Source organism: Massiliimicrobium timonense (assembly GCF_002160865.1).
Lineage (GTDB): Bacteria > Bacillota_I > Bacilli_A > Erysipelotrichales > Coprobacillaceae > Allocoprobacillus.
Map to the genome: position 1 here is coordinate 43,136 of NZ_NFLJ01000005.1, position 23,219 is coordinate 66,354.

A 23,219-nucleotide genomic window follows, 5' to 3' on the forward strand; every position below is an offset into this window, starting at 1 on the left:
GTCACCTATTTTAAATCATACCAATTGGATGCATAAGCTCCATCGACCTTTAAAGGGACTTCCATTTGAAAAGCATTTTCCATCGCTGTTTTAATCATTGTCATCATATCTTCTAATTCATCTTTATACACATCAAAAATCAATTCATCGTGAACCTGTAAAATCATTTGAGATTTCATATGTTTTTCTTTCATTAAACGATCGACTTGAATCATCGCCAGTTTTAAAATATCAGCACCACTTCCTTGAATTGGTGAATTCATCGCAAAACGCTTCGCCTGTTCACGAACCATAAAGTTTTTATCATGAATTGTAGGAATATAACGTTTACGATTTAAAACTGTGGAAACATAACCATCACGTTTACAATCTTCTACAACACGTTCCATATATTGTTTGATTTCTGGATATTCTTCAAAATAACGACGAATAAATTCTCTCGCTTCACTGAGTGTCACACCAATTTGCTTAGATAATCTAAATTCACCCATACCATAAATAATACCAAAATTCACAGCTTTTGCCTGACGACGCATTTGTGGTGTCACATCTTCATCTTTCACTTTAAATACCAAAGCTGCCGTATGGGTATGAATATCTTTATTTTGATGGAAAGCTTCAATCAATGATTTAACCTTCGCCAGATGAGCTAAAATACGTAACTCAATTTGTGAATAATCAAAGGAAACCAAATAATCATGACTAGCAACAAAAGCCTGTCGAATCAGTTTACCTTCTTCCTGACGTACAGGAATATTTTGTAAATTTGGATCAATAGAAGATAAACGACCCGTCTGTGTTAAAGCCTGATTAAAAATTGTATGTATTTTTCCATCCGCAAAAACCTGTTCCTGTAAACCTTTAACATAAGTAGATGATAATTTTGTTAACATACGATATTGTTGAATCAAAGGAACAATGGGATGTAAATCTTCAATCTTTTCTAAAATATCCTGTGATGTGGAATAACCACTCTTAGTTTTTTTACCATTTGGTAAACCCAGTTTACCAAATAAAATATCTCCTAACTGTTTAGGTGAAGCAATATTAAATTTTTCATCAGCCAAAGTATAAATATCTTCTTCAATCTCTTTAATTTGAGCATCAAAAGTCTGTTCCAGCTTCTTTAAAACATTGACATCAACCTTCGCTCCAACATATTCCATATCCGCCAATATATAAGTAACAGGTAATTCTAAATTCTGATACAAATCATATTGATCTTCCTGTTTCAATTTTTCAATAGCTAAATCTTTCAATTCATAAATCGCTTTAGCTTTAGAAATTGTATGTTTCGCAAGTAAATCCATCTCTGGAATATGTTTCTTCGTATTTTTACCAAAAACTTCTTCTTCATATTGTAAAGATGTATAACCATAATAATCTCCAATATATTTCATCTCATCTTTTAGACTTGGATTTAAAATATATGAAGCTAACTGTAAATCAAAATCCATACCTTGAATTTCAATCCCATTCCATTTTGCTGATAAAATCTGTGCTTTGATATTATAGCTATATTTATGATATTGAGGATTTTTTAAATAATCCAAGAATTGCTGATCTTTTAAAGCATCTTCATAACTTATAAAATAAGCTTGATGAGCATTATAAAGAGCATAACCTAAGACAATAGATTTATGATAATTTTGATCATAGATAGCACCTAATATACTGCTGTCTTCTTGAATCAATGGCATCGTATGAACCACTTCATATTGAAAATCTGTCTTTTGTTCTTTTCTTGATTCTACGGAAATCTTTTTTAAAAGTGAATTCATATCATAATGAGTATAAAAAGCTTTTAATTTTTCAAAATCATAACCATTATATCTGGCTTGATTTAAATCGAGTGTCATAGGAATATCACGAAGAATTGTCGCAATCTTTTTTGATTGAAGACCTAAGTCAATATTTTCACGAATTTTTTCTCCCATCTTTCCTTTGATTTCATTCATATGTTCCTTTAAATTTTCAATTGTTCCATACTCATGAAGCAGTTTTAAAGCGGTCTTTTCACCAACCCCCTTAATACCAGGAATATTATCAGCACTATCACCCATTAAACCAAGAAAATCACGAATCTGATCAGGCTTTAAACCATATTTTTCATCCAATGTGGCAGGAGTATACACATCTAATTGCGTCACTCCTTTAACCGTTCGATAAACTGTTGTCTGATTGGAAACAAGCTGAAAAGCATCTTTATCTCCTGTAAAGATAGAAACTGTTAATCCCTGTTCTTCCCCTAATTTGGATAATGTTCCAATCAAATCATCACCCTCATATCCTTCCATTTCATAGTAAGGAATCTGATAAGCTTCTAAAAACTCACGCACCATCGCAAATTGACATTTTAATTCATCCGGTGTTTCCTTTCGTGTCGCTTTATACTGATCTAATAAATCATTTCTAAAAGTCTTTTTCCCATAATCAAAAGCGACCACAACATAAGCACTTTCACGCTCTAATATCTTTTGTAACATATTGGCAAAACCAAACACAGCATTCGTTGGAATTCCATCTTTATTCACCATTAAATTTCCCATTGATGCTGTTGCATAATAGGCTTTAAATAACAATGAATTTCCATCAATCAAAACTAATTCTTCCATATCTATTCAATCACCCTTGCCTTATCCACAATAAAAGACAATTTATCTTTCATATCCACTCTTCCTTGAATAAGACAAATATTTCCTTTCTTTAACATCATTCCTATGTCCTTATACCTTGAAGCAAAAACAACACCATCCAAACTTCCTGTTTCATCCATTGCTTCAATAAAACACATTTCCTGACCTTTACGATCTGTTATATTTTTCACACGTTGTAATTGTACGACAACATTCACTGTCCTATGCACATATTCATCTAAACTGGACACATTAACATAGGACACTTTGATTTTTTGTTTTTTTAACTCTAAAGGATGCATGGATAAATAAACACCTAATACAGCCTTTTCACGATTTAATTTTTCTTCAAGCTGATCTTGATAAATCGTTAAAACAGGTTTTTCTTCAATCCCCAGATTTTCTTTTAAATGACCATAATCCCTAATCGCATCGAGATTCTTTAAAATCGTCTGACGTGATAAACCAAATTCATCCAAAGCCCCTGCATCTACTAACGATTCTAACATTTTTTTAGAAAGATGTGAATTTTCCATACGCATCATAAAATCATAAATATCTTTAAACAAACCTTTTTGACGTTCTTCAATAATAGCCTTATAACCAGCATATCCCACATTTTTAATTGCCAATAAGGAATAACGAATATGCCCATCTTCCACCATAAAACGTGCCTGTGACTGATTCACAGAAGGTGGTAAGAGGCGAACATGATAAGCTTTACACTCTTGAATACAATGCACTTTTGTATTTTCACTTGATAATTCATTCGATAAAATCGATGCAAAGAAATACAAAGGATAATTGGCTTTTAAATAAGCTAACTGATAAGCCACATAAGCATAGGCAACACTATGAGATTTATTAAAACCATAATCTGCAAACTTTTCTATTAATCCAAATACTTCTTCAGCTTTTTCTTGAGAAAATCCATTTTTCAGACAACCTGCTATAAATTCTTCTTTCATAGAATGCATCAATTCTGTTTCTTTTTTAGAAGTGGCCTTCCTTAGTATATCAGCTTTCGCAAGTGAAAAACCTGCCATTTTTTGGGCAACCTGCATCATCTGTTCCTGATACACCATAATCCCATAAGTTGATTTTAAAATAGGTTCTAATTCTTTTAAAGGATATACAACTTTTTCTTGATATGAACGACGTTTTAAATAAGTCGGGATATTTTCCATTGGACCCGGTCTAAACAAGGCAATAGCTGCCACAATATCATCAAAACAATAGGGTTTCATCTGTCTTAGTAAATGACGCATACCATAAGATTCTAATTGAAAAACACCAAAAGTATCTGCTTTAGAAATCAAACGATAAGTTTTTTGATCATCTAAAGGCATCTCATTTAAAACAATTTTTATCTTTTGATTATGTTCAATATCCTTACAAATATAATCAAGCATTGTCAAGTTTTTCAATGCTAAAAAATCCATTTTCAAAAAACCAGCTGTTTCAATATAATCCTTAGAATATTGACACATTAATGTAGAAGTTGGACCAACAACCAAAGGGACAACTTCATGTAAAATACGCTTTGATAAAATAACCCCTGCCGCATGGGTAGAAATATTACGTGGTAAATGTTCAATAATGCTTGTTGCTCCTACAATTTTCTTTAAACGCTGATCTTGATTAATCAAAGATTGAAACTGAGCAGATGACTGATACATCTGTGTAATGGTCTTTTTGTTCTTTGGTGAAGTCGGTATCATCTTTGCGATGAGTTCTAAACGAGGCAAAGGGACACCCATAACCTTTCCCATTTCCTTCATCGCCACACGAGGACCATATGTATTGAATGTAACAATTTGTGCCGCATGATCCTTACCATATTTATCAATGACATAACGAATCACTTCATCACGACGATCATCTTGAAAATCTATATCAATATCGGGCATAGATACACGTTCTGGATTCAAGAAACGTTCAAACAATAAATCATAGCGCAAAGGATCAATATTGGTAATTCCTAAAACATAAGCAACCAGACTTCCAGCTGCACTTCCTCTGCCCGGTCCTACTTGTATTTTTTGAACCTTTGCCCAGCGTACATAATCCCAGACAATCAAAAAATAATCATCAAAACCCATTTCATGAATAATTTTCAATTCATAGAGTAAACGTTTTTGATATGTCACAGGAATTTCTTGATTTTGAAAACGTTTCTTTAATCCTACATGGCATAAACTTCTTAAATAATCTACCGCTTTCCCCTGATGAGGAACAGGATAAGTTGGTAAATATTTCTCATTCAAAGGAATTGTCGCCTTACATGTCGTACAGACATGTCTTGTTTCTTCAATGATTTCTGGAGGGAACAATCTTTCCATTTCCTTTTCATCTTTTAAATACTTTTCCTGTGTCAAAGGCTGATATTGTGCGTCCAGTGTAATTCCTTGAGCCGAAGCCTGTAATAAATCCACAGCTAAAGCATCCTGTTTTTTTAAATAACGCACTTCATTAGAACAAATCACTTTGACTTTGACATAACGTGCCAAAGACATCATTCTTTCATTGCCTTTTTCCTGCATTTTCAAATGATGATTTTGTAACATAATATAATAATGATCATGAAAAAGCTTTTGAAACAAACGCATATACTTAATCGCTTCATCTTCCATTTCCTTAGCCACATGACGTTCTACAATTCCATCTTCTAATCCCGAAATCACATAGAGATGTTCATGATATAAAGCCAGTTGATCTAAAGCAATCGCACGATCACTACTTAAATTCACTTCGCAACAAATATGCACGAGATCAAAATAGCCTTGATCATCAATAGCTAAAAGAATAAAAGGATAAATCTGACCATCTATAAGAACACTGGCTTCCATTCCTAAAATAGGTTTAATCCCATTTTGAAGACAGGCTTCACTAAACTCCATCGCACCAAACATATTATTTTTATCTGTTAGAGCTAAGGCATCTAAATGTTTTTCTTTTGCAGCTAAAACTAGATCTTTAATTAATATTGTACTTTGTTGAAAACTGTAACCACTATAAACCTGCAAATGTCCAAACATACAATCGCCTCCTCTTTATGCTACATTATAACAAAAAAAATCATTATAAGATACAATGAAAAGAGAAAAGAATCAACATAATCGCAATATACAAACAAAAGACAACATAAATCAAATCTAAAAAATAAAAACTTTCTATACTTAAAATCCATAAACGATAAAAATATAACACAATCAAATAAAAATGATATTGCAGTTGAATCACCTTAAACCATCTTTGATTCATAATAATAATGATACTCACTAAAACTGCCAACAAATGAAAAGGTATGATCCATTGAAAACAGACAAGTTGCAATATCAAAAACACACCACATAACAACTGCATTTTTTTCATTCTACGTATCATCATAGACATCACCTAATTTATCATATGATAAAAATGTCTAGAAAAGACAAAAAAAGTAGAACTTTTCTGTTCTACTGTGCTTGTTTTAATGCTTGAGCTAATTGATCTGGACAAGATGTTGGTTTTGCACCACAGCGAATCCCTTCCAATCTGGCAATGGCTTCTTCCTTACTCATTCCTTCCACAAGTTTAGCAACACCCTGTGTATTTCCAGAACATCCCCCAATAAATTTCACACCTGTGACCTTTCCATCTACAACATCAAAATCAATACGACTTGAACAAGTCCCTTTTGTCTTATAACTTTGCATCATATTTCCTCCTAATTTAATCTAGATTTTTCAATAATATAAACATTATCATTATCCTTAAGACCATCTGACATTTTGATTTTACCATCTTCCAATAACCAGATAGCCTCAACACCATCCAATGAATTGACCAGCTTCAATCCTTCTTCATATTCCATTAAAAAAACTGCCGAACTCAAGAAATCAGCCAAACCACTATCTTCTGTAATAATGCTGACACTTCTAAAATGAACAGCTGGATATAATGTTTCTGGATCAATCAAATGATGGTATCTAACACCATTCACATCTTGATAAAAACGTTGATAATCCCCACTTGTCACAATGGACTCACCCTGTACAACCAATACAGCTTCATTTTCACTATCTGGGTCATCTGCACTCGCTGCATAATTACCATCTTGTGGTGATTCAATACCGACACAGAATTTATCTGCACAATCATCCAGATAAAATTCTCCCTCTTTTTGAATCTTTCTTTGCCCATGACTGGCCACATTACCACCACCACTTAACAAGAAATTATCAACACCCATTTCAATTAATCCATCTTTAATCAGTTCAATTGCATAACCCTTAGCAGTCGCACCTACATCAATAGACGCCAAAGCATCATTGATATAAACTGTTTTCTTCTTTTCATCAATTTCAATACTATCAATACTTGTATGCTGATTGGCATTTTCTAATTCCTCATCACTTGGCACCGTACCAACACCATCATGACTTTCTGCTTCTTCACGATAATCATGCCAGATATTGATAACACTTCCAAAAGCAATATTCACTTTAGAAGAAATCTTTTGATTTCTTTCAATACTTAAATTCAATAAATCAATCAAAGGTTGATCTACTTCAATGGCTTTCTTTCCTGCATTATCATTAACTGTCTTTAAATTATTCATACCATTATATGTATTATATTTATCAAACAACTGATCATAATAATTCAACTGTTCTTCAATATAATCACATTGTTCATTAAACTCATCTTCACTACTGACATAAGACATATATGTTGTAATGGTATCAAAAGGCCCTGTAATATAATGATTCATCAATTCATATTTTTTTGAACACCCCGTCATGATCATCATCATTGACAAAGATAATAAACTTAAGACTAATTTCTTCAATTTCATCACCGTTTTTCATTATAACAATAAACATCAAAAAAAACCATGAATTTTTTCATGGTTTTCATCATTTTTATTGAGCATTAGTGAATGCTTCAGCTACAGCTTCTAAGAATGCTCCAATATCCATTGTACATCCAGCAGCTAAATCAGAACCAGTTTTTGGAACTGTTGTATGTTCTTCATCACGTTTTTCTGTTTCAGTTTTAGCAATTTCATCAGCTGTTTTACCTTTGCAGTATTCTTCAAATGCAATTGCTTGTTCATACCATTCTTTACCGATTCCAGAAACACCTTTCATTCCATAGTCTTCTTTTCTTTCTGATTTTGTATCAGTAGTTTTTTCATTGATTTGAGCTACATCAATTTTTGAATAAACAACTTTACCATCAGCATCAGTAGCAACTAAAGCGATAGTTGTATCTAATTGTTTAGCTTCACCATCGTTAGCCATAACTTCACCAACACCAATTTTATCAGCATTAGCATCTTGAGCATTTGCGATTGCTTTAGCAACTGCTTCTTTAAATTCACCGATGTCCATTGTACATCCAGCAGCTAAATCAGAACCAGATTTTGGAACTGTTGTATGTTCTTCATCACGTTTTTCTGTTTCGATTCCAGCAATTTCATCAGCTGTTTTACCTTTACAGAATTGTTCAAAGAACTGTGCTTGTTCATACCATTCTTTACCGATTGGAGAAACACCTTTCATTCCATATTCTTCTTTTAATTCTTTTTTAGTTTTTGTTTTTTCAGCATCCCCACCTGGAGTAGATTGAGCTACGTCAATATCAATATATTGAACTTTTCCATCAGCATCTAATCCAACAGCAGCAATAGTTGAGTTCACTTGACCGTCAGAATAAGAACTTACAACTCCTAAACCAGCTTTTGCATATTTAGCACCTTCAGCAGCTGCTCCAGTATCTTCACCTTTCTTACCACATCCTACTAAAACAGTAGCTACTAAAGCAGATGCAGCTAAAACTTTTAATAATTTGTTCATAAAAAAATTCTCCTTCCCATTCCTTTTTTGAACTACATATATTATAGCTTGAAAGCGTTTATATATCAAGGTTTTTTCGTTGCTTTTGCACTCATTTTTAGGTTCAAAAAAAAGAAAAATACAAATTATTTTGAATTTATCAATGCTTTTGTGAAAAAATTCATAAGAAAAAAAAGAATAAATTCTTTTTAAAATTCATTCTCATTTTCGTTGATACACTTTTCTATTCTTGATTGTACCATACTTGCAACTTCTGTACTGCTCATATCTTTATATTCATCATAATAAATAGGTGTTAAATAATGAATCTGAGCATCTACTTTTTCAATGGAATTATTGTCAAACACTTTATAACAATCAATCAATGCAACAGGAACGATTGGTTTTTTTGCATTCATAACTGATTTAAAGGTTCCCCCTTTAAATTCCAGCATTTTATTTTGTTGACGACATCTTGTCCCTTCTGGAAAAATGACATAACTTGTTCCAGCTGCCATATCTTTTGAAGCTTGTCTAATCACTTTGACTGAAGCACGAATATTTTCACGATCAATCGCTAATGCATCAACCATATGTAATACATTTTTTAAGACAAAGACATGCATTAATTCTTTTTTCACAATGAATTTAAAAGGTTGATCATGTGTTCCAAACAAAATAAGTGCATCAAATAATCCCTGATGATTAGGAGCCATTAAATATCCCTGTTCTTCTGGTAAATTTTCTTTACCAAAGCAATGAATATTGACTCTTGATTTTTCATTCACTTTTCTAATTAATCTTTGTGTAAAATCAAATCTTGTTTCAAAACTGACATCTTCTTTATGTTTATTATAACGATGAATCGTTAATAACCATCCCGGTATTCTATATAATAATCTTATAACTAAAAATATAATTCTTTTCATTGGGCACCTCTTTGATAGATTTCTAAATCAAATGTTTCAAATGGTTTGACTTCTTTTAAAACAAAACCATAATCTTCAAAATCTGGGAAATATGTTTCACCAACATGTGTTCCTTTAATTTTAGAAATCAATAATTGATCAACAAAAGGTAAAGACTGTTTATAAATAGAAGCTCCTCCAGATATAAACAAATCTTTTCCACTTTCTTTATATTCTTGAATCACTTCTTCTAAAGATGTTCTCACTTCTACACGTTCATCTTCAAAAGGTTCAAAACTCACAACAATGGTATGACGATGAGGTAATGGTCTACCAATCGCTTGATATGTTGTATAACCCATTAATATCGTTTGATGTATCGTTGTGTCTTTAAAATGCTTTAAGTCTTCTTTATTATCCCAAGGCATACCATTAGATGAATCTTTCTTTCCAATTAAACGATTATCATCCATAGCTACAATAATACTAATCATTAGACACTCACCTTTCCATATAATCTTCCATGACTTTGATAGTTTTCAATAGAAATATCATCAATCGTAAAATCAAATAAAGATTTAATTTCTGGATTTAACTTTAATTGACATAATGGTAATGGCTCTCTTGATATTTGTTCTTTAACAACATCAAAATGATCTTTATAAATATGAGCATCTCCAATTGTATGAATAAATTCTTTCGCTTCATATCCACAGACTTGTGCTAACATTGCTGTCATTAAAGCATAAGAAGCAATATTAAATGGCACTCCTAAGAATGTATCAGCACTTCTTTGATATAATTGACAAGATAAATATTTTTTATCAGCTGACACATAAAACTGTAAAAAAGCATGACATGGTGGTAAAGCCATCTGATCTACTTCAACTGGATTCCATGCACTCACAATATGTCTTCTTGAAAAAGGATTATTTTTTAAACCATCAATTAAAATAGATAACTGATCAACCCCTTGTTCATTAAAATTACGCCATTGTCTACCATAGACTGGTCCTAATTCCCCATATTTTAAAACAAACGGATCATCAGCAGGTAATTCTTTTATTTTAGCAACAAATTCTTCTAAACTCTCACCATGAAAATCTTCAGACTTCTTAAAGTTTTCATAAGGCCATTCATTCCATATTTTGACATTTCTATCAACCAGATATTTAATATTTGTATCTCCCTTAATAAACCATAATAATTCTTCTGCAATTGGTCTTAAAAACATTTTTTTCGTTGTTAATAAAGGAAAACCAACACGTAAATCATAACGTGTCTGATAACCAAAAACACTACGTGTCCCTGTTCCTGTACGATCATCACGATCTTCCCCATGTTCTAATATATATTGACACATTTCTAAATACTGTTTCACATTCTTCACCTCTCGCTTATTATAGCGAATAAACAAGGAAAAGTCATTATTTTTCATTGAAATAAACTCTTATAGTAAAAGAGCCGTTAATATTTACAGTCAAGCAAAGATATTCTAACAATAACTATAGATGCTTTTACATCATTTTTATAGTTGCATTCGATAGAATAGAAAACAAATAACAAGAATATATGTCTGTTTGTTGTTGAAGTCTATTTTTGTTATAATGCATATAGACAAAGCAGAAAGGATCATATGAATATGGATACTCACAAATTGGCTAAAGAACTTATTGAACAAATGAATTCCAAAATGAAAGGAAATCTCTATCGGTTCATTTTTCTTACAATTCCAACAAAATAGAAGGATGCAGGTTGACAGAAGAACAGACTGAGATGATATTTGAAACAAATTCTTTATGATCTCATTCAACAATATTGTTATACATAGCGATATATTTAAATGACTTCTTTTATGCTATAACATAACAAAATATTATAAGAATTGCTGACATCAAGGCTATCGAATTTTTAAACAAAAAGAAATTTATTGCGATTTTTGGAGGTTTAAGTAGAAATTAAAGTGCGATTTTTGGGTATAACGAATGATTTGGAGAAAACTCTCAATATTTAAATGTAAAATTCATAAAAAACATAATAGTAGAAAAGAAGCAAACGTAAAATCATTTTACTTATAAAAGTAATATCACACGCTAAAATATTGTAAAGATTTACATAAAACCAAGTGTATCCTATTGCTCACAAATAACAAAATTGCCTGCAATTAAATTCAAAAGTCATAAAACAAAAAAAACAGATGAAACGTATACAATCGTATCATATTTCATCTGTTTTTCTTTATCATTTATAACTTATAAGTATCATAAAAGAAAAAGAGAATCTTGAAATTCTCTTTAATCATCATGGTGAGAACATTGTATACGATAACGTTCCATCATTTCTTTAAATATTTCTCCATTTGTAGGTGGTGTATAAGTCACTGCATTTGCACCTGCTTTGATGACTTCTCTTATCGTTTCATCACTAGGACCACCTGTCGCAATAATAGGAAAATCTTTATCTATTTCACGTAATGCTTTTATAATTTCAACAGTCTTTTTACCACCTGATACATTAATAATACTTGCTCCAGAATGAAGCATTCTTTCTTCTAAAGGTTCATCAGTTGAAACAACAGTTAAAACAATAGGAATATCAATAATAGATGCTAATTCCTGCACAAACTTTGTTTTTGTTGGTGCATTCAATACAACTGCTGATGCTCCATGTAATTCTGCATCTAAAGCAATTTTATTAACTCTTGGTCCAGCTGTTGTTCCTCCTCCAACACCTGCAAAGACAGGTTTTTGAGCCACTTCTATAATCGCATTTGTAATCTGCATTGTCGGTGTAAAAGGATATACAGCAATCACTGCATCAGCATTGCAATTAGAAATAATCGCAACATCTGTTGAAAAGATTAATGATTTAATTCTTCTTCCATTAATTGTAATCCCAGAAACATCATAAATACATTGAGGGACTTTTACAATATGTCTTAATTTAGAATCAACAATAGGTGTTGTTTTTTCCATTTATTATCACCCCATTCAAGTATAATCTTTTTTTATGAATTGACTGTGAAGAAATGATAGAGTGCTCCTAATAAATTAGCATCATTATGATATTGACAAGTTAAAACAACAGGACGTATTTTCGCATGTGTAAAACGACTAAAAATGACATCCAAACGCTGATTCACTTCATCTAATAAATCTTCTCTAATACTAATTCCTCCACCAATGACAATCTTTTGTGGATCATAGGCATATTGCAAATTATAAATACCATTTGCTAAAACATAATAATACTTATCCACATATTTTTCATAAATAGGATCATCATGATAATGATCAAAAATTTCCTTACCATCCAAAGAAGATACATCAACACCTTTTTCTCTAGCAACCCCTCTAACAACTGCCATAGTAGAACCCACATCTGACCATGTATACATTTCATGTGTATCAAAATCAAACTGTGCAATCATATAACCAAATTCTCCACCATGTAAATGTTCACCTTTATGAATACGACGATCCTTAACAACAGCTCCACCAATACCTGTTCCACTGACAATAAAACAACAATCTTGAACATCACTTGCTGCTCCTTTCCAGACTTCAGCTAAAGCAGCACAATTGGCATCATTTTCCATTTCAACAGGAACATTTAATCTCTTTTCTAGGTCTTCTTTAATATGTGGTCCATGTATATAATCAATCGCACTTGAACCACCAATCACACCTTTTTCACTATCAACAGCACCAGGCATACTTAAAGCTACACCTTTTAAACTTTGATGACTAGAAAATTCATCAACAATCACTTGATACATATCTTCTATCGTTGGAGGCACTTTAACCTTCTTTGCTTCATAAATTTGACCATCTTCATCTAAAACAGCCATTTTAATAGATGTTCCACCAACATCCACACATAAATATTTCTTCATTTCATTCACCTTTCTTTTTTTATTTCATTGCTATTATATCATTAAACAAACTTCTCTGTGAATACCTAAAAATTCCTTTTCATTATATATCCAAGTCACACCATATATCTCATAAAATAACCCATCTTTTTTAACAAAAAAACCAATAATAACTATCTTATCACAAGCTATTACGTATTTAAAAACGAAAATAAAACAATAAACCCATTATCAATACATCATCACAAACAAATGATAACATAGAAATAAGTGGTTGGATTTTTATGATGATACTTGCTGTAGGTGGAATAACAGGTTTAGCTATAACTAGAAAACATCATAAAGCAAACATCTAAAAACTTGAGTATCAACAATAATCCTTATTGATACTCTTTTTGATTCCTATTTTATGGAATCAATCAATTTGATTCCGTATATAAGGAATCATTTTATTTACAATATCAGTCAATTAATATAAAACAAATACATAAAAACAAATTCTACCTACAAGAGAGGTGAAAATATGGCTGCCAATTCAAAAAATAAAAAACAGAAATGAAGTAAACAAAAAAGCTATAGTCATTTATAGCTTCTTCAATAAATCAATAATTTTATGACAAACATCTTCTAATGTCCCATCATTATCAACATGATAATCACAGGCTTGTAAATAAAGAGGATGTCTAACTTGATATAAATCATAGAGTTTTTGAGCACCCTCTTTTAATAAAGGGCGAGATGATGTATCAACATCTTCTAAAATAAGAGGAATGGGGCGATCAATATAAATAATATACCCACTTTGTTTCAAGGCTTCGATATTTTCATAACGCTGAATAACCCCACCACCTGTAGAAATAATACAATGTTTTTGTTGGGCAATCTCTAAACAACATGCTGTTTCTCTTTCTCTAAAATAGTCCTCTGATATATCAAACATTTGAGATATGGACATTTGATATTTATCTTCAATATACTGATCCATATCAATCCATTGTTTATGAAGTTTATCTTTCAATAGTTTCGCAATTGTGGTTTTCCCACATCCCATCATTCCTATCAAAACAACATTTGTTTTATCTTTTCGCATAATTTCCTAATATCCTCATCGTTTTGGTATGAGCTTTAATATCTTCTAATGCCTGTAAAAATGAAGGTTGTTTTAAACTTCCTTCTAAATCTACATAAAAATAATATTCCCATGTTGTTTCTAGTAATGGACGAGATTCAATACGCAACATATTGATTGAATAATCATTAATAATCTTTGTGATTTGATATAAAGTACCTATTTGATGTGGTAATGTAAACACAATACTGATACAAGAGGCATCATCAGAAATTTCTAAATGTTTTCCAAAAATAATAAATCTTGTTGAATTATTAGAAACATTTTGAATATTTTCTTGAATCACATCTAAATCATAAAGCTTAGCAGCTTGTAAAGATGCAATAGCACCGATATGAGGATCATTTAAAGAAGAAACATATTGAGCTGCCATTGCAGTATTTTCATAAGCACGTGGTTGAATATGATGTTTATCTAAAAACAAGGAAGTTTGTAGTAATCCTTGAGGGTGAGAATAAACAGCTTGTATATCTTCCAGTTTTGTACCTTTGATACCTAATAAGTGTTGTGACACCGCCAGACTTTGTTCCCCTACAATATAAAAATCATAATCTCTCATAGCATCATAATTATCATTAATAGCCCCTGTCGATGAGTTTTCTAAAGGTACAATCCCATAATCAATTTCATCATGTTTTAATGCTTCAAACACATCTTTAAAATGTGGATAATTCTGTCTTTGAACATCATCTCCAAAGTAAGTTTTCAAAGCTTTTTCAGAAAAAGAACCAGGCACACCTTGAAAACCAACCGTAATATTTTGTGTTTGTGGTTGCGGAAAATGAGGACAAGAATAAGATAAAAATGTAGATTGATATGTTTTAGAAATATTCATTAAAGATGTAAGAAACAGTTTTGCATAAGGTTCGAGTGTTTCCTGATGAATACGTGAGATATTTTTTTGAATCACTTGTGCTTCACGTTCACTTTGAAATATTTCCATATCATGAACCATTTTATAATGCACAACATCTTTAGCAACATTCATTCTTTTTTCAAATAAAGCCATCAATTGTTCATCAATAGCATCTATTTCTTCTCGACATTGTTTTAAATCTTTCATATTAACCTAACAGATCCAAGACTCCCAGTGCTGCCATTGATTCCACTACCACAACAGCACGAGGGACAATACATGGATCATGCCTTCCTTTCACTTGAATTTGTGTATTGGTATGTGTCTGAACATTAATTGTTTCTTGAATTTGAGAAATAGAAGGTGTTGGTTTAATACCAACTTGAAAAACAATCGGCATTCCATTCGTAATACCTCCAGTGATACCCCCATTATGATTGGTTTTGGTTTTGACTTGATCCCCTTGATAGTAATAAGCATCATTGGCTTCATGACCATACATCTGATGAATAGATTCACTTCCAAAGCTCACACTTTTTACAGCCGGGATACTAAATAATAATGGAGATAAATGAGATTCTACTGAATCAAAGAAAGGATTACCTATTCCTGCTGGAACATGAGCTATTGCACATTCAATGATACCTCCAACTGAATCCTGTGACATACGTGCTTTTTCTATTTCTTCCTGCATTTTTATAAAAACTTGATCATCTAATGTTGGATACATTTGATGTGATAATTGTTTTAATAGTTCATCATCTATATCCACTGGAAACGAACAATCTTGAATATGATGAATCTGTTTCATATGAGCACCAATTATAATTCCTTTTTCTAATAAAATCTGTCTGGCAATACTTCCAGCCAATACAATAGGTGCTGTTAAACGTCCAGAAAAATGTCCTCCCCCACGTACATCATTATATCCATGATATTTGATGTAAGCTGGATAATCACTATGTCCTGGTCGCATATTGACTTTTAACTCACTATAATCCTTTGAATGAGTATTTGTATTTTCAATCATTGCACATAGCGGAGCACCTGTTGTCACGCCATCTCGTATTCCACTGACTATTTGAAATTCATCTTTTTCCTTTCGTGGTGTAGACATCTGATTTTGTCCTGGTGCACGTCGTTTCATAAACCAGCGAATTTCATCCATATCTAGTTTCATTCCGGCTGGTAAGCCCCCTATCACAATACCTATAGCTGGTCCATGACTTTCTCCAAATATAGATAATTCAATATTATTCCCCCAGTTTGCACTCATCAAAGACACCTCCTAATTGTTGAAAATCTTCCCAGAAACGAGGATAAGATTTTTCTACACATTGTTCATCATCAATGATGACTGGTTCTAAACAAACAGTAGAAGCAATAGCTTCCATCATAGCCATACGATGATCATGATAAGAAGATACTTGACCACCTTGAAGTTTTTCTACACCTGTGATTTCCATCGCATCTTCCATTTCAATAGCCTGTCCTCCCAGCTGATTGATGACTTCTACTGTGGCTTTTAAACGATCACATTCTTTGATACGTAAACGTCCAATATGATGAATATATGATGTTCCTGAACTTAAAGCACAGGCTAGTGCCATAACTGGAATGATATCAGGACATTGTGAACCATCAATAGAGATAGCTTTTAAACCATTTGACTGCATACACATTCCTGATGTTGTTTCTGTATATTGACATCCCATCTGACACAATAAATCTACGACAACCTTATCACCCTGATAAGATTCATTGTTTAAATCTTGCAGACAGACTTGGTTATTTAAAGCTCCTGCCACAAGATAAAAAGCAGCTTGTGAAAAATCAGCTTCTACACGATAATCACATGGTTGATAACGTTGTCCTCCTTTAATCATGAATTCTTGATAATCATGATTTTCAATTTGAATACCAAACATGTCTAACATCTGTAAAGTGAGATCAATATATCCTTTTGATTGCACAGGTGAAGTCATCACAATACGTGAATCTTCATCCATCAATGGTAAAGCAAATAATAATCCACTAATAAACTGTGAAGAAACATCTCCCGGTAAATGAAATTCTCCCCCATGCATTCTTCCTCTCACATATAAATCTAAGACATTTTCACGATACAAATAAGAAATCCCCTGTTGATCAAAAATATCATAATATACCTGCATTGGTCTTTTTCCTAATCTTCCTTCACCAGTAAAATGAAGATTATTTTCACAAACCAAAGCAATGGGAACCATAAAACGTAAAGTTGAACCTGATTCAAAACAATTGATTTCACATTGATTTTTCATAAAAGTTGTTGTGCCATCAATCTCAAGATAATCTTCATGTTCAAAAATCATTGTTCCTAAACTTTTCATAGCTCCAATCGTCGCTTCTATATCTTTAGAATATTCAATATTCGTAATAACACTTCTTCCTTGTGCTAAAGAAGCACAAATGATTGCACGATGTGCCATACTTTTTGAAGGAGGAACTGCAATTCCTCCTGATAGTTGATGTGGTGTAATTTTGATTGCCATTTTATACCTCCTGACTTTCATCTATCAATGATAAATCACTTGGATAAATAAAGCAATTCCCAATCTCTTTTAATAAGACAAAATTCAATTTTTGATTGATGTTCTTTTTATCTAAAGCCATTGCTTTTTTTAAATCTTTAACAGGAACATGAGCCATGCTAGGTAAATGATATAAATCCAATGCTTTTTTAATTTGATTGGCTGTTCCTTCTTTTGTCAGTCCCAATTTTTGAGATATTAAACTCAACTGATACATACCGATTCCAACTGCTTCTCCATGTGAATAAGTCTGATAATGATAATATTGTTCAATCGCATGTCCTAAAGTATGACCAAAATTCAATGCCAGACGATCCCCAAAATCCAACAAATCTTTTTCAACAACAATACGTTTTAAATCGACACAACGATAAATGATATCATCTATATCTTGATATAAATCATCAAAGGATGTATAGGAAACTAATTTTTGAAACAAATCTTTATCAAAAATACATCCATATTTAATCACTTCTCCCATACCATCATTGATATACCTTTGATCCAATGTTTTCAGTGTCAATGGATCAATCAAGACACATGAAGGATGTTTAAATGCCCCTACCAGATTCTTTCCTTCTGGTAAATCTACAGCGACTTTTCCTCCTACACTTGAATCAACCTGTGCCAAAAGAGAAGTAGGAATTTGAATAAACTGTATACCTCTTAGAAATGTACTGGCAACAAATCCAGCCAAATCACCAATGACACCACCACCTAATGCGATGATGGTATCTGTTCTGGTTAAATGGAAATCAAGTAACTGATGATAAATCTCAGGTAAGATATCAAAACGTTTAGATTGTTCCCCATGCTTTACAATGACATGTCCAACATGATATTGAGATTGTAATTGTTTTTCTAACTTTTCGCCATAATATGAAAACACCAGATCATCAGATATAATCATGATTTTTTGTCCATGACATAATGGTGAAAGTTTATCCAAAACATGATCTAATAGTCCCTGCTGAATATAAATATGATAACTGTCTTTTTGTAAATTGACTTTTAAATCCATTTTCTCGCTCCTAAATCTTCTTTCCAACAATTTCTCCAATGCCTTTAATCTGTCTTAACAGTTCTGTATATTTTTGAGGTTTTAATGATTGTGGTCCATCACATAAAGCATGTTCTGGATCATTATGCACTTCTATCATCAATCCATCACATCCTGCAGCTACAGCAGCTTTCGCCATTGGCTCTACCAGCCACCATTTCCCTCCGGCATGAGATGGATCAATAATAATAGGTAAGTGTGTCAATCGCTTAATGACTGGAATAGCCTGCAAATCCAATGTGTTTCTTGTATAGCTTTCAAACGTTCTGATTCCTCTTTCACATAAAATCACATTAGGATTTCCACTTGCCATGATATATTCTGCACTCATGATCCATTCTTCATATGTTGCACTTAATCCTCTTTTTAATAATATTGGTTTCGTACATCTCTTTCCTACTTCTTTTAACAGATCAAAGTTTTGCATATTTCTGGCTCCAATCTGAACCAGATCAACTTTTTCATTAAATTCATCAATATAATCAGCACTCATCAATTCAGATACAATTGGTAATCCTGTTTCCTTTTTCGCTGCCACTAAGATATCCAATCCTGCTGTTCCCATTCCCTGAAAGGCATATGGTGATGTTCTAGGCTTGAACGCTCCCCCTCTTAACATATTCGCTCCAGCAGCTTTGGCTTCTCTGGCAATCGCAATGACCTGTTCCTTTGATTCAACTGAACATGGACCCGCTATCAACGCCAGATGATCTCCACCAACCTTAACACCACTGACATCTATAATGGAATCTTCAGGGTGAAAGGCACGATTTGCCAACTTATAAGGTTCGCTGACACGCATCACATGATCAACAACAGGTGACACTTCCAGTTGTTTAGGATCAACCTTTGTAACATCTCCAATAATTCCACAAATGGTTGTTTCTGTTCCCACAACAATATGTGTTGTTAATCCTTCATCTTCTACTTGTTTTACTATTTTTTGTACATCTTCATCTTTTGTTTTTGGTTTAAATACAATAATCATTTTTTATCCCCTTTCTCTACTGTATAAATAAAAAATCTCCCATCCTATAAGGACGAGAGAAAATCTTCCGTGTTACCACCTTACTTCACTTATATATCACTATATAAGCCTTATCAAGTACGCCTGTCAACAGGTTCATACTCTGATGCTGTAACGGGCATTCCCGTGTAAGCCTACTTTTCTTTCAGCCACCTACTCCAAGAGGAATTCAATGAGTTCACTTGATTCTTTTTCACCAGCCAAGAACTCTCTACGCAAGCTCACTTATCTACTCTTTCTTTTCACAGTATTTATAACAGTAGTTTTTATATGCTTATATATTATGCGATAAAAACAAAAAAGTCAATCTTTTTTCTATATTTCCTTAATTTTATCTTTTTATTCTATTGTACATGTTTTCCAACAATTTCTCCAATGCCTTTAACCTGTCTTAACAGTTCTGTATATTTTTTTGGTTTTAATGATTGTGGTCCATCACATAAAGCATGTTCTGGGTCATTATGCACTTCTATCATCAATCCATCGCATCCTGCAGCTACCGCAGCTTTCGCCATTGGCTCTACCAGCCACCATTTCCCTCCGGCATGAGATGGATCAATAATAATAGGTAAGTGTGTCAATCGCTTGATAACTGGAATCGCCTGTAAATCCAATGTGTTTCTTGTATAGCTTTCAAATGTTCTGATTCCTCTTTCACATAAAATCACATTGGGATTTCCACTTGCCATGATATATTCTGCACTCATGATCCATTCTTCATATGTTGCACTTAATCCTCTTTTTAATAATATCGGTTTCGTACATCTTCTTCCTACTTCTTTTAACAGATCAAAGTTTTGCATATTTCTGGCTCCAATCTGAACCAGATCAACTTTTTCATTAAATTCATCAATATAATCAGCACTCATCAATTCAGATACAATTGGCAATCCTGTTTCCTTTTTCGCTGCCACTAAGATATCCAATCCTGCTGTTCCCATTCCCTGAAAGGCATAAGGTGATGTTCTAGGCTTGAACGCTCCCCCTCTTAACATATTCGCTCCAGCAGCTTTGGCTTCTCTGGCAATCGCAATGACCTGTTCCTTTGATTCAACTGAACATGGACCCGCTATCAACGCCAGATGATCTCCACCAACTTTGACTCCACTGACATCAATAATGGAATCTTCAGGATGGAAGGCACGATTTGCCAACTTATAAGGTTCGCTGACACGCATCACATGATCAACAACGGGTGACACTTCTAGTTGTTTAGGATCAACCTTTGTAACATCTCCTACCATTCCAATGACAGTTGTTTCTTCTCCTTTGGAAACATGAGCAACCAATCCAAAACTTTCAACCTTATTTACTAATTCTTTCACATCTTTTTCATTTGTATCTGGTTTTAAAACAATAATCATCTTTCTTCCTCCTTATAATCAAAAAGTTCCTCCCATCATAAGGACGAGAGGAACGATCGTGTTACCACCTTACTTCACTTATATATCACTATATAAGCCTTATCAAGTACGCCTGTCAACAGGTTCATACTCTGATGCTGTAACGGGCATTCCCGTGTAAGCCTACTTTTCTTTCAGCCACCTACTCCAAGATGTATTCAATGGTGCCTTGATTTCTTTTTCACCAGCCAAGAACTCTCTACGTCTAAGACTCTCCATTTACTCTTTCTTTTCCTTGTATTTGTTATATCATAACATACTTTTTAATATAAATCTATTCATTTGTTGTATTTGTTTCTGTTTGCTTAGTTGTTTCACTTTCGACTTTAACAATTTCATTATTCATAACCTTTTGAATATACTCTCTTGCCTTAGCAATTGACTGTTCATCTGGTTGTGTGACATAAACACCATTTGGATTAACAGATGTCACATCACCTACTGTTGCCAGTTCTAATGTACGCTGCGAAGCATCTCCTGTCAAACGGAAAGATTGAACATCCCATGATGCCATATCACTAATTTGCATATTAATTAAAGATTTAATATCACTGGCACTTAAATTTGTTTCAAAACTATCTGATAATGATTCAAATACACTATCCATACTTGTAATTAAACTTGGTGAACAACATTTCTTGATAATCGCCTTCAACATCAACATCTGATTTTTCCCACGAATTTCATCGCCATCCACAAAAGCATATCTTTCACGTACAAAAGATAAAGCATGTTTAGAATCAAATGTCTGTTTTCCCGGTTTAATTGTATACTTATCTAAACGTGTCACAAAGACACCATCATCTCTACCAATAACATCATATTGAGGAACATCAATTTCAATACCACCTAAAGCATCAATGACATTTAAAAATGAAGTAAAATTGAATTTCGCATAATAATTCATTTTGATATCCATTAGATTTTCTACAGTCTGAATTGTCGCATCAATACCACCTTTTGCACTATGTGTCAACTTATCTTTTCCCATGACACCATCAATTCCTTGAATATCAACATAATAATCACGAGGAATACTAACTAATAAAATTTGTTTTGTTGTAGGGTTAATCGTTGCAATCATATTAACATCAGATAATGAGAATGTATTAATAGGTCCTTTTTGATCACGTCCACTAATAAAGACAATAAAAGGTTCTTGTGTCACTTTTGCACTATTGGCAGTCACTTTAGGTAACTTGATTTCATATTTTTGAATAATTCTTATTTTTTCATTGAAGTTTTCTTCAATGGAATCAAAAGTTTTTAAATCTACATTTTTAACAATAATAGCACTCATTTCCTCTGTCATTAAAGCTTCAATCAATTCATTATTACTTGCATAATTTGTCACTGTAATATCACCGATATCATCTTCAATCATTGTTTCCGTCTTATTAATATTAACAGCATCTCCATGAAGGGCACCAAATGACTGCCCTTTTAAATCATCAATCGTATCATAGAATGAATCTTTTAATACAACAACATCCATCTCAATAATTTCTTCACTTCCACCCGTAATAGCAGAAATAAAGTTTGAACCTTTCATTAAAGACCATGATGCAATAATTAACACAATAGCTAAAATAATATTGATCAGTTTCATCACTGCCACTTTTACAGGATGAGAATCATTTTTATCTCTGGATAAACGATATAAAAGAAATGTCATCAAAAAAATAACAATAATCAATGGTATAAAATATTTTAATGGTAGTATACTTAACTCATATGCAACAAACGTAAAAACGATAGCCGCAATGAGCGTAATAATCAATAATAATCTTCTAGAAAGTAATATTTTGAAAAACTTTTTCATTTAATCCCTCTTTTCACTTCAATTCTAACATTACCATTATACACACTATTCCATGAATTACAAAGGAAAACTGCATCATCATTATAGAAAATGCTTGTGAACTTTTCATGAA

At 32.7% G+C, this 23,219-nt stretch carries 19 protein-coding genes and 2 other annotated features; all 19 genes read right to left on the reverse strand.

The window, feature by feature from the left end; genetic code table 11:
- Positions 1-5: 5 nt before the first annotated feature.
- Complete coding sequence (gene polA, locus B5E75_RS02460; protein ID WP_087357212.1) at positions 6-2,615, reverse strand: DNA polymerase I; 2,610 nt, start codon at positions 2,613-2,615, stop codon at positions 6-8.
- 2 nt (positions 2,616-2,617) lie between these two features.
- Positions 2,618-5,674 (reverse strand): DNA polymerase III subunit alpha, encoded by a 3,057-nt coding sequence (gene dnaE, locus B5E75_RS02465; RefSeq protein ID WP_087357213.1) that lies wholly within the window; start codon positions 5,672-5,674, stop codon positions 2,618-2,620.
- 43 nt (positions 5,675-5,717) lie between these two features.
- Positions 5,718-6,026, reverse strand: a complete 309-nt coding sequence (locus B5E75_RS02470) for a hypothetical protein (RefSeq protein ID WP_087357214.1) — start codon at positions 6,024-6,026, stop codon at positions 5,718-5,720.
- Positions 6,027-6,094: 68 nt separating this feature from the next.
- Positions 6,095-6,334 carry a TIGR03905 family TSCPD domain-containing protein gene (locus B5E75_RS02475; protein ID WP_087357215.1) on the reverse strand — a complete coding sequence of 80 codons (240 nt, stop codon included), beginning with the start codon at positions 6,332-6,334 and terminating at the stop codon, positions 6,095-6,097.
- 11 nt (positions 6,335-6,345) lie between these two features.
- On the reverse strand, positions 6,346-7,476 hold the full coding sequence (locus tag B5E75_RS02480; protein ID WP_087357216.1) for an FAD:protein FMN transferase: 1,131 nt from the start codon (positions 7,474-7,476) through the stop codon (positions 6,346-6,348).
- A gap of 67 nt (positions 7,477-7,543) precedes the next feature.
- The gene (locus tag B5E75_RS02485; protein WP_087357217.1) at positions 7,544-8,479 is read right to left on the reverse strand and encodes a hypothetical protein; all 936 of its coding nucleotides are present in this window, start codon (positions 8,477-8,479) and stop codon (positions 7,544-7,546) included.
- Between the two features lie 188 nt (positions 8,480-8,667).
- Positions 8,668-9,387 carry a lysophospholipid acyltransferase family protein gene (locus B5E75_RS02490; protein WP_087357218.1) on the reverse strand — a complete coding sequence of 240 codons (720 nt, stop codon included), beginning with the start codon at positions 9,385-9,387 and terminating at the stop codon, positions 8,668-8,670.
- On the reverse strand, positions 9,384-9,860 hold the full coding sequence (locus B5E75_RS02495; protein ID WP_087357219.1) for a dihydrofolate reductase: 477 nt from the start codon (positions 9,858-9,860) through the stop codon (positions 9,384-9,386). Before B5E75_RS02495 ends, B5E75_RS02490 begins: the two co-directional genes overlap by 4 nt.
- Complete coding sequence (thyA, locus tag B5E75_RS02500; RefSeq protein ID WP_087357220.1) at positions 9,860-10,747, reverse strand: thymidylate synthase; 888 nt, start codon at positions 10,745-10,747, stop codon at positions 9,860-9,862. The genes B5E75_RS02495 and thyA overlap by 1 nt, the downstream gene beginning before the upstream one ends.
- Before the next feature lie 913 nt (positions 10,748-11,660).
- Positions 11,661-12,341 (reverse strand): hydrolase, encoded by a 681-nt coding sequence (locus B5E75_RS02510; protein ID WP_087357221.1) that lies wholly within the window; start codon positions 12,339-12,341, stop codon positions 11,661-11,663.
- A 32-nt stretch (positions 12,342-12,373) separates the two neighbouring features.
- Positions 12,374-13,261, reverse strand: coding sequence for an ROK family protein (locus tag B5E75_RS02515; RefSeq protein ID WP_087357222.1), 888 nt, complete (start codon positions 13,259-13,261; stop codon positions 12,374-12,376).
- A 562-nt stretch (positions 13,262-13,823) separates the two neighbouring features.
- Entirely contained in the window at positions 13,824-14,330 is a 507-nt protein-coding gene (locus tag B5E75_RS02520) for a shikimate kinase (protein WP_087357223.1), read from the reverse strand.
- The gene (locus B5E75_RS02525; RefSeq protein WP_087357224.1) at positions 14,317-15,432 is read right to left on the reverse strand and encodes a chorismate mutase; all 1,116 of its coding nucleotides are present in this window, start codon (positions 15,430-15,432) and stop codon (positions 14,317-14,319) included. Before B5E75_RS02525 ends, B5E75_RS02520 begins: the two co-directional genes overlap by 14 nt.
- A gap of 1 nt (position 15,433) precedes the next feature.
- Entirely contained in the window at positions 15,434-16,501 is a 1,068-nt protein-coding gene (gene aroC, locus B5E75_RS02530; RefSeq protein ID WP_087357225.1) for a chorismate synthase, read from the reverse strand.
- On the reverse strand, positions 16,479-17,756 hold the full coding sequence (aroA, locus tag B5E75_RS02535; RefSeq protein ID WP_087357226.1) for a 3-phosphoshikimate 1-carboxyvinyltransferase: 1,278 nt from the start codon (positions 17,754-17,756) through the stop codon (positions 16,479-16,481). Before aroA ends, aroC begins: the two co-directional genes overlap by 23 nt.
- Before the next feature lies 1 nt (position 17,757).
- Complete coding sequence (gene aroB / locus B5E75_RS02540) at positions 17,758-18,816, reverse strand: 3-dehydroquinate synthase (protein WP_087357227.1); 1,059 nt, start codon at positions 18,814-18,816, stop codon at positions 17,758-17,760.
- Between the two features lie 10 nt (positions 18,817-18,826).
- Positions 18,827-19,843: a 3-deoxy-7-phosphoheptulonate synthase gene (gene aroF, locus B5E75_RS02545; protein WP_087357228.1), complete on the reverse strand. Its 1,017-nt coding sequence runs from the start codon at positions 19,841-19,843 to the stop codon at positions 18,827-18,829.
- A gap of 45 nt (positions 19,844-19,888) precedes the next feature.
- Positions 19,889-20,137 (reverse strand) — a binding site (T-box leader).
- A gap of 89 nt (positions 20,138-20,226) precedes the next feature.
- Positions 20,227-21,246: a 3-deoxy-7-phosphoheptulonate synthase gene (aroF, locus tag B5E75_RS02550; protein ID WP_087357229.1), complete on the reverse strand. Its 1,020-nt coding sequence runs from the start codon at positions 21,244-21,246 to the stop codon at positions 20,227-20,229.
- Positions 21,247-21,282: 36 nt separating this feature from the next.
- Positions 21,283-21,530 (reverse strand) — a binding site (T-box leader).
- A gap of 29 nt (positions 21,531-21,559) precedes the next feature.
- A complete protein-coding gene (locus B5E75_RS02555) occupies positions 21,560-23,107 on the reverse strand; it encodes an LCP family protein (RefSeq protein ID WP_087357230.1) in 1,548 nt (515 codons plus the stop codon).
- Positions 23,108-23,219 lie beyond the last annotated feature (112 nt).

Excerpts from the sequence above, each read along its gene's own strand:
- B5E75_RS02485 (WP_087357217.1), bottom strand. The coding sequence starts at position 8,479 with ATGAACAAATTATTAAAAGTTTTAGCTGCATCTGCTTTAGTAGCTACT.
- B5E75_RS02495 (WP_087357219.1), bottom strand. The coding sequence starts at position 9,860 with ATGATTAGTATTATTGTAGCTATGGATGATAATCGTTTAATTGGAAAG.
- B5E75_RS02475 (WP_087357215.1), bottom strand. The coding sequence starts at position 6,334 with ATGCAAAGTTATAAGACAAAAGGGACTTGTTCAAGTCGTATTGATTTT.
- polA (WP_087357212.1), bottom strand. The coding sequence starts at position 2,615 with ATGGAAGAATTAGTTTTGATTGATGGAAATTCATTGTTATTTAAAGCC.
- aroB (WP_087357227.1), bottom strand. The coding sequence starts at position 18,816 with ATGGATTTAAAAGTCAATTTACAAAAAGACAGTTATCATATTTATATT.
- dnaE (WP_087357213.1), bottom strand. The coding sequence starts at position 5,674 with ATGTTTGGACATTTGCAGGTTTATAGTGGTTACAGTTTTCAACAAAGT.
- B5E75_RS02490 (WP_087357218.1), bottom strand. The coding sequence starts at position 9,387 with ATGAAAAGAATTATATTTTTAGTTATAAGATTATTATATAGAATACCG.
- aroA (WP_087357226.1), bottom strand. The coding sequence starts at position 17,756 with ATGGCAATCAAAATTACACCACATCAACTATCAGGAGGAATTGCAGTT.
- B5E75_RS02510 (WP_087357221.1), bottom strand. The coding sequence starts at position 12,341 with ATGGAAAAAACAACACCTATTGTTGATTCTAAATTAAGACATATTGTA.
- B5E75_RS02555 (WP_087357230.1), bottom strand. The coding sequence starts at position 23,107 with ATGAAAAAGTTTTTCAAAATATTACTTTCTAGAAGATTATTATTGATT.
- aroF (WP_087357229.1), bottom strand. The coding sequence starts at position 21,246 with ATGATTATTGTTTTAAAACCAGATACAAATGAAAAAGATGTGAAAGAA.
- B5E75_RS02470 (WP_087357214.1), bottom strand. The coding sequence starts at position 6,026 with ATGATGATACGTAGAATGAAAAAAATGCAGTTGTTATGTGGTGTGTTT.
- B5E75_RS02515 (WP_087357222.1), bottom strand. The coding sequence starts at position 13,261 with ATGAAGAAATATTTATGTGTGGATGTTGGTGGAACATCTATTAAAATG.
- B5E75_RS02480 (WP_087357216.1), bottom strand. The coding sequence starts at position 7,476 with ATGAAATTGAAGAAATTAGTCTTAAGTTTATTATCTTTGTCAATGATG.
- aroF (WP_087357228.1), bottom strand. The coding sequence starts at position 19,843 with ATGATTATTGTATTTAAACCAAAAACAAAAGATGAAGATGTACAAAAA.
- aroC (WP_087357225.1), bottom strand. The coding sequence starts at position 16,501 with ATGAGTGCAAACTGGGGGAATAATATTGAATTATCTATATTTGGAGAA.
- B5E75_RS02520 (WP_087357223.1), bottom strand. The coding sequence starts at position 14,330 with ATGCGAAAAGATAAAACAAATGTTGTTTTGATAGGAATGATGGGATGT.
- B5E75_RS02525 (WP_087357224.1), bottom strand. The coding sequence starts at position 15,432 with ATGAAAGATTTAAAACAATGTCGAGAAGAAATAGATGCTATTGATGAA.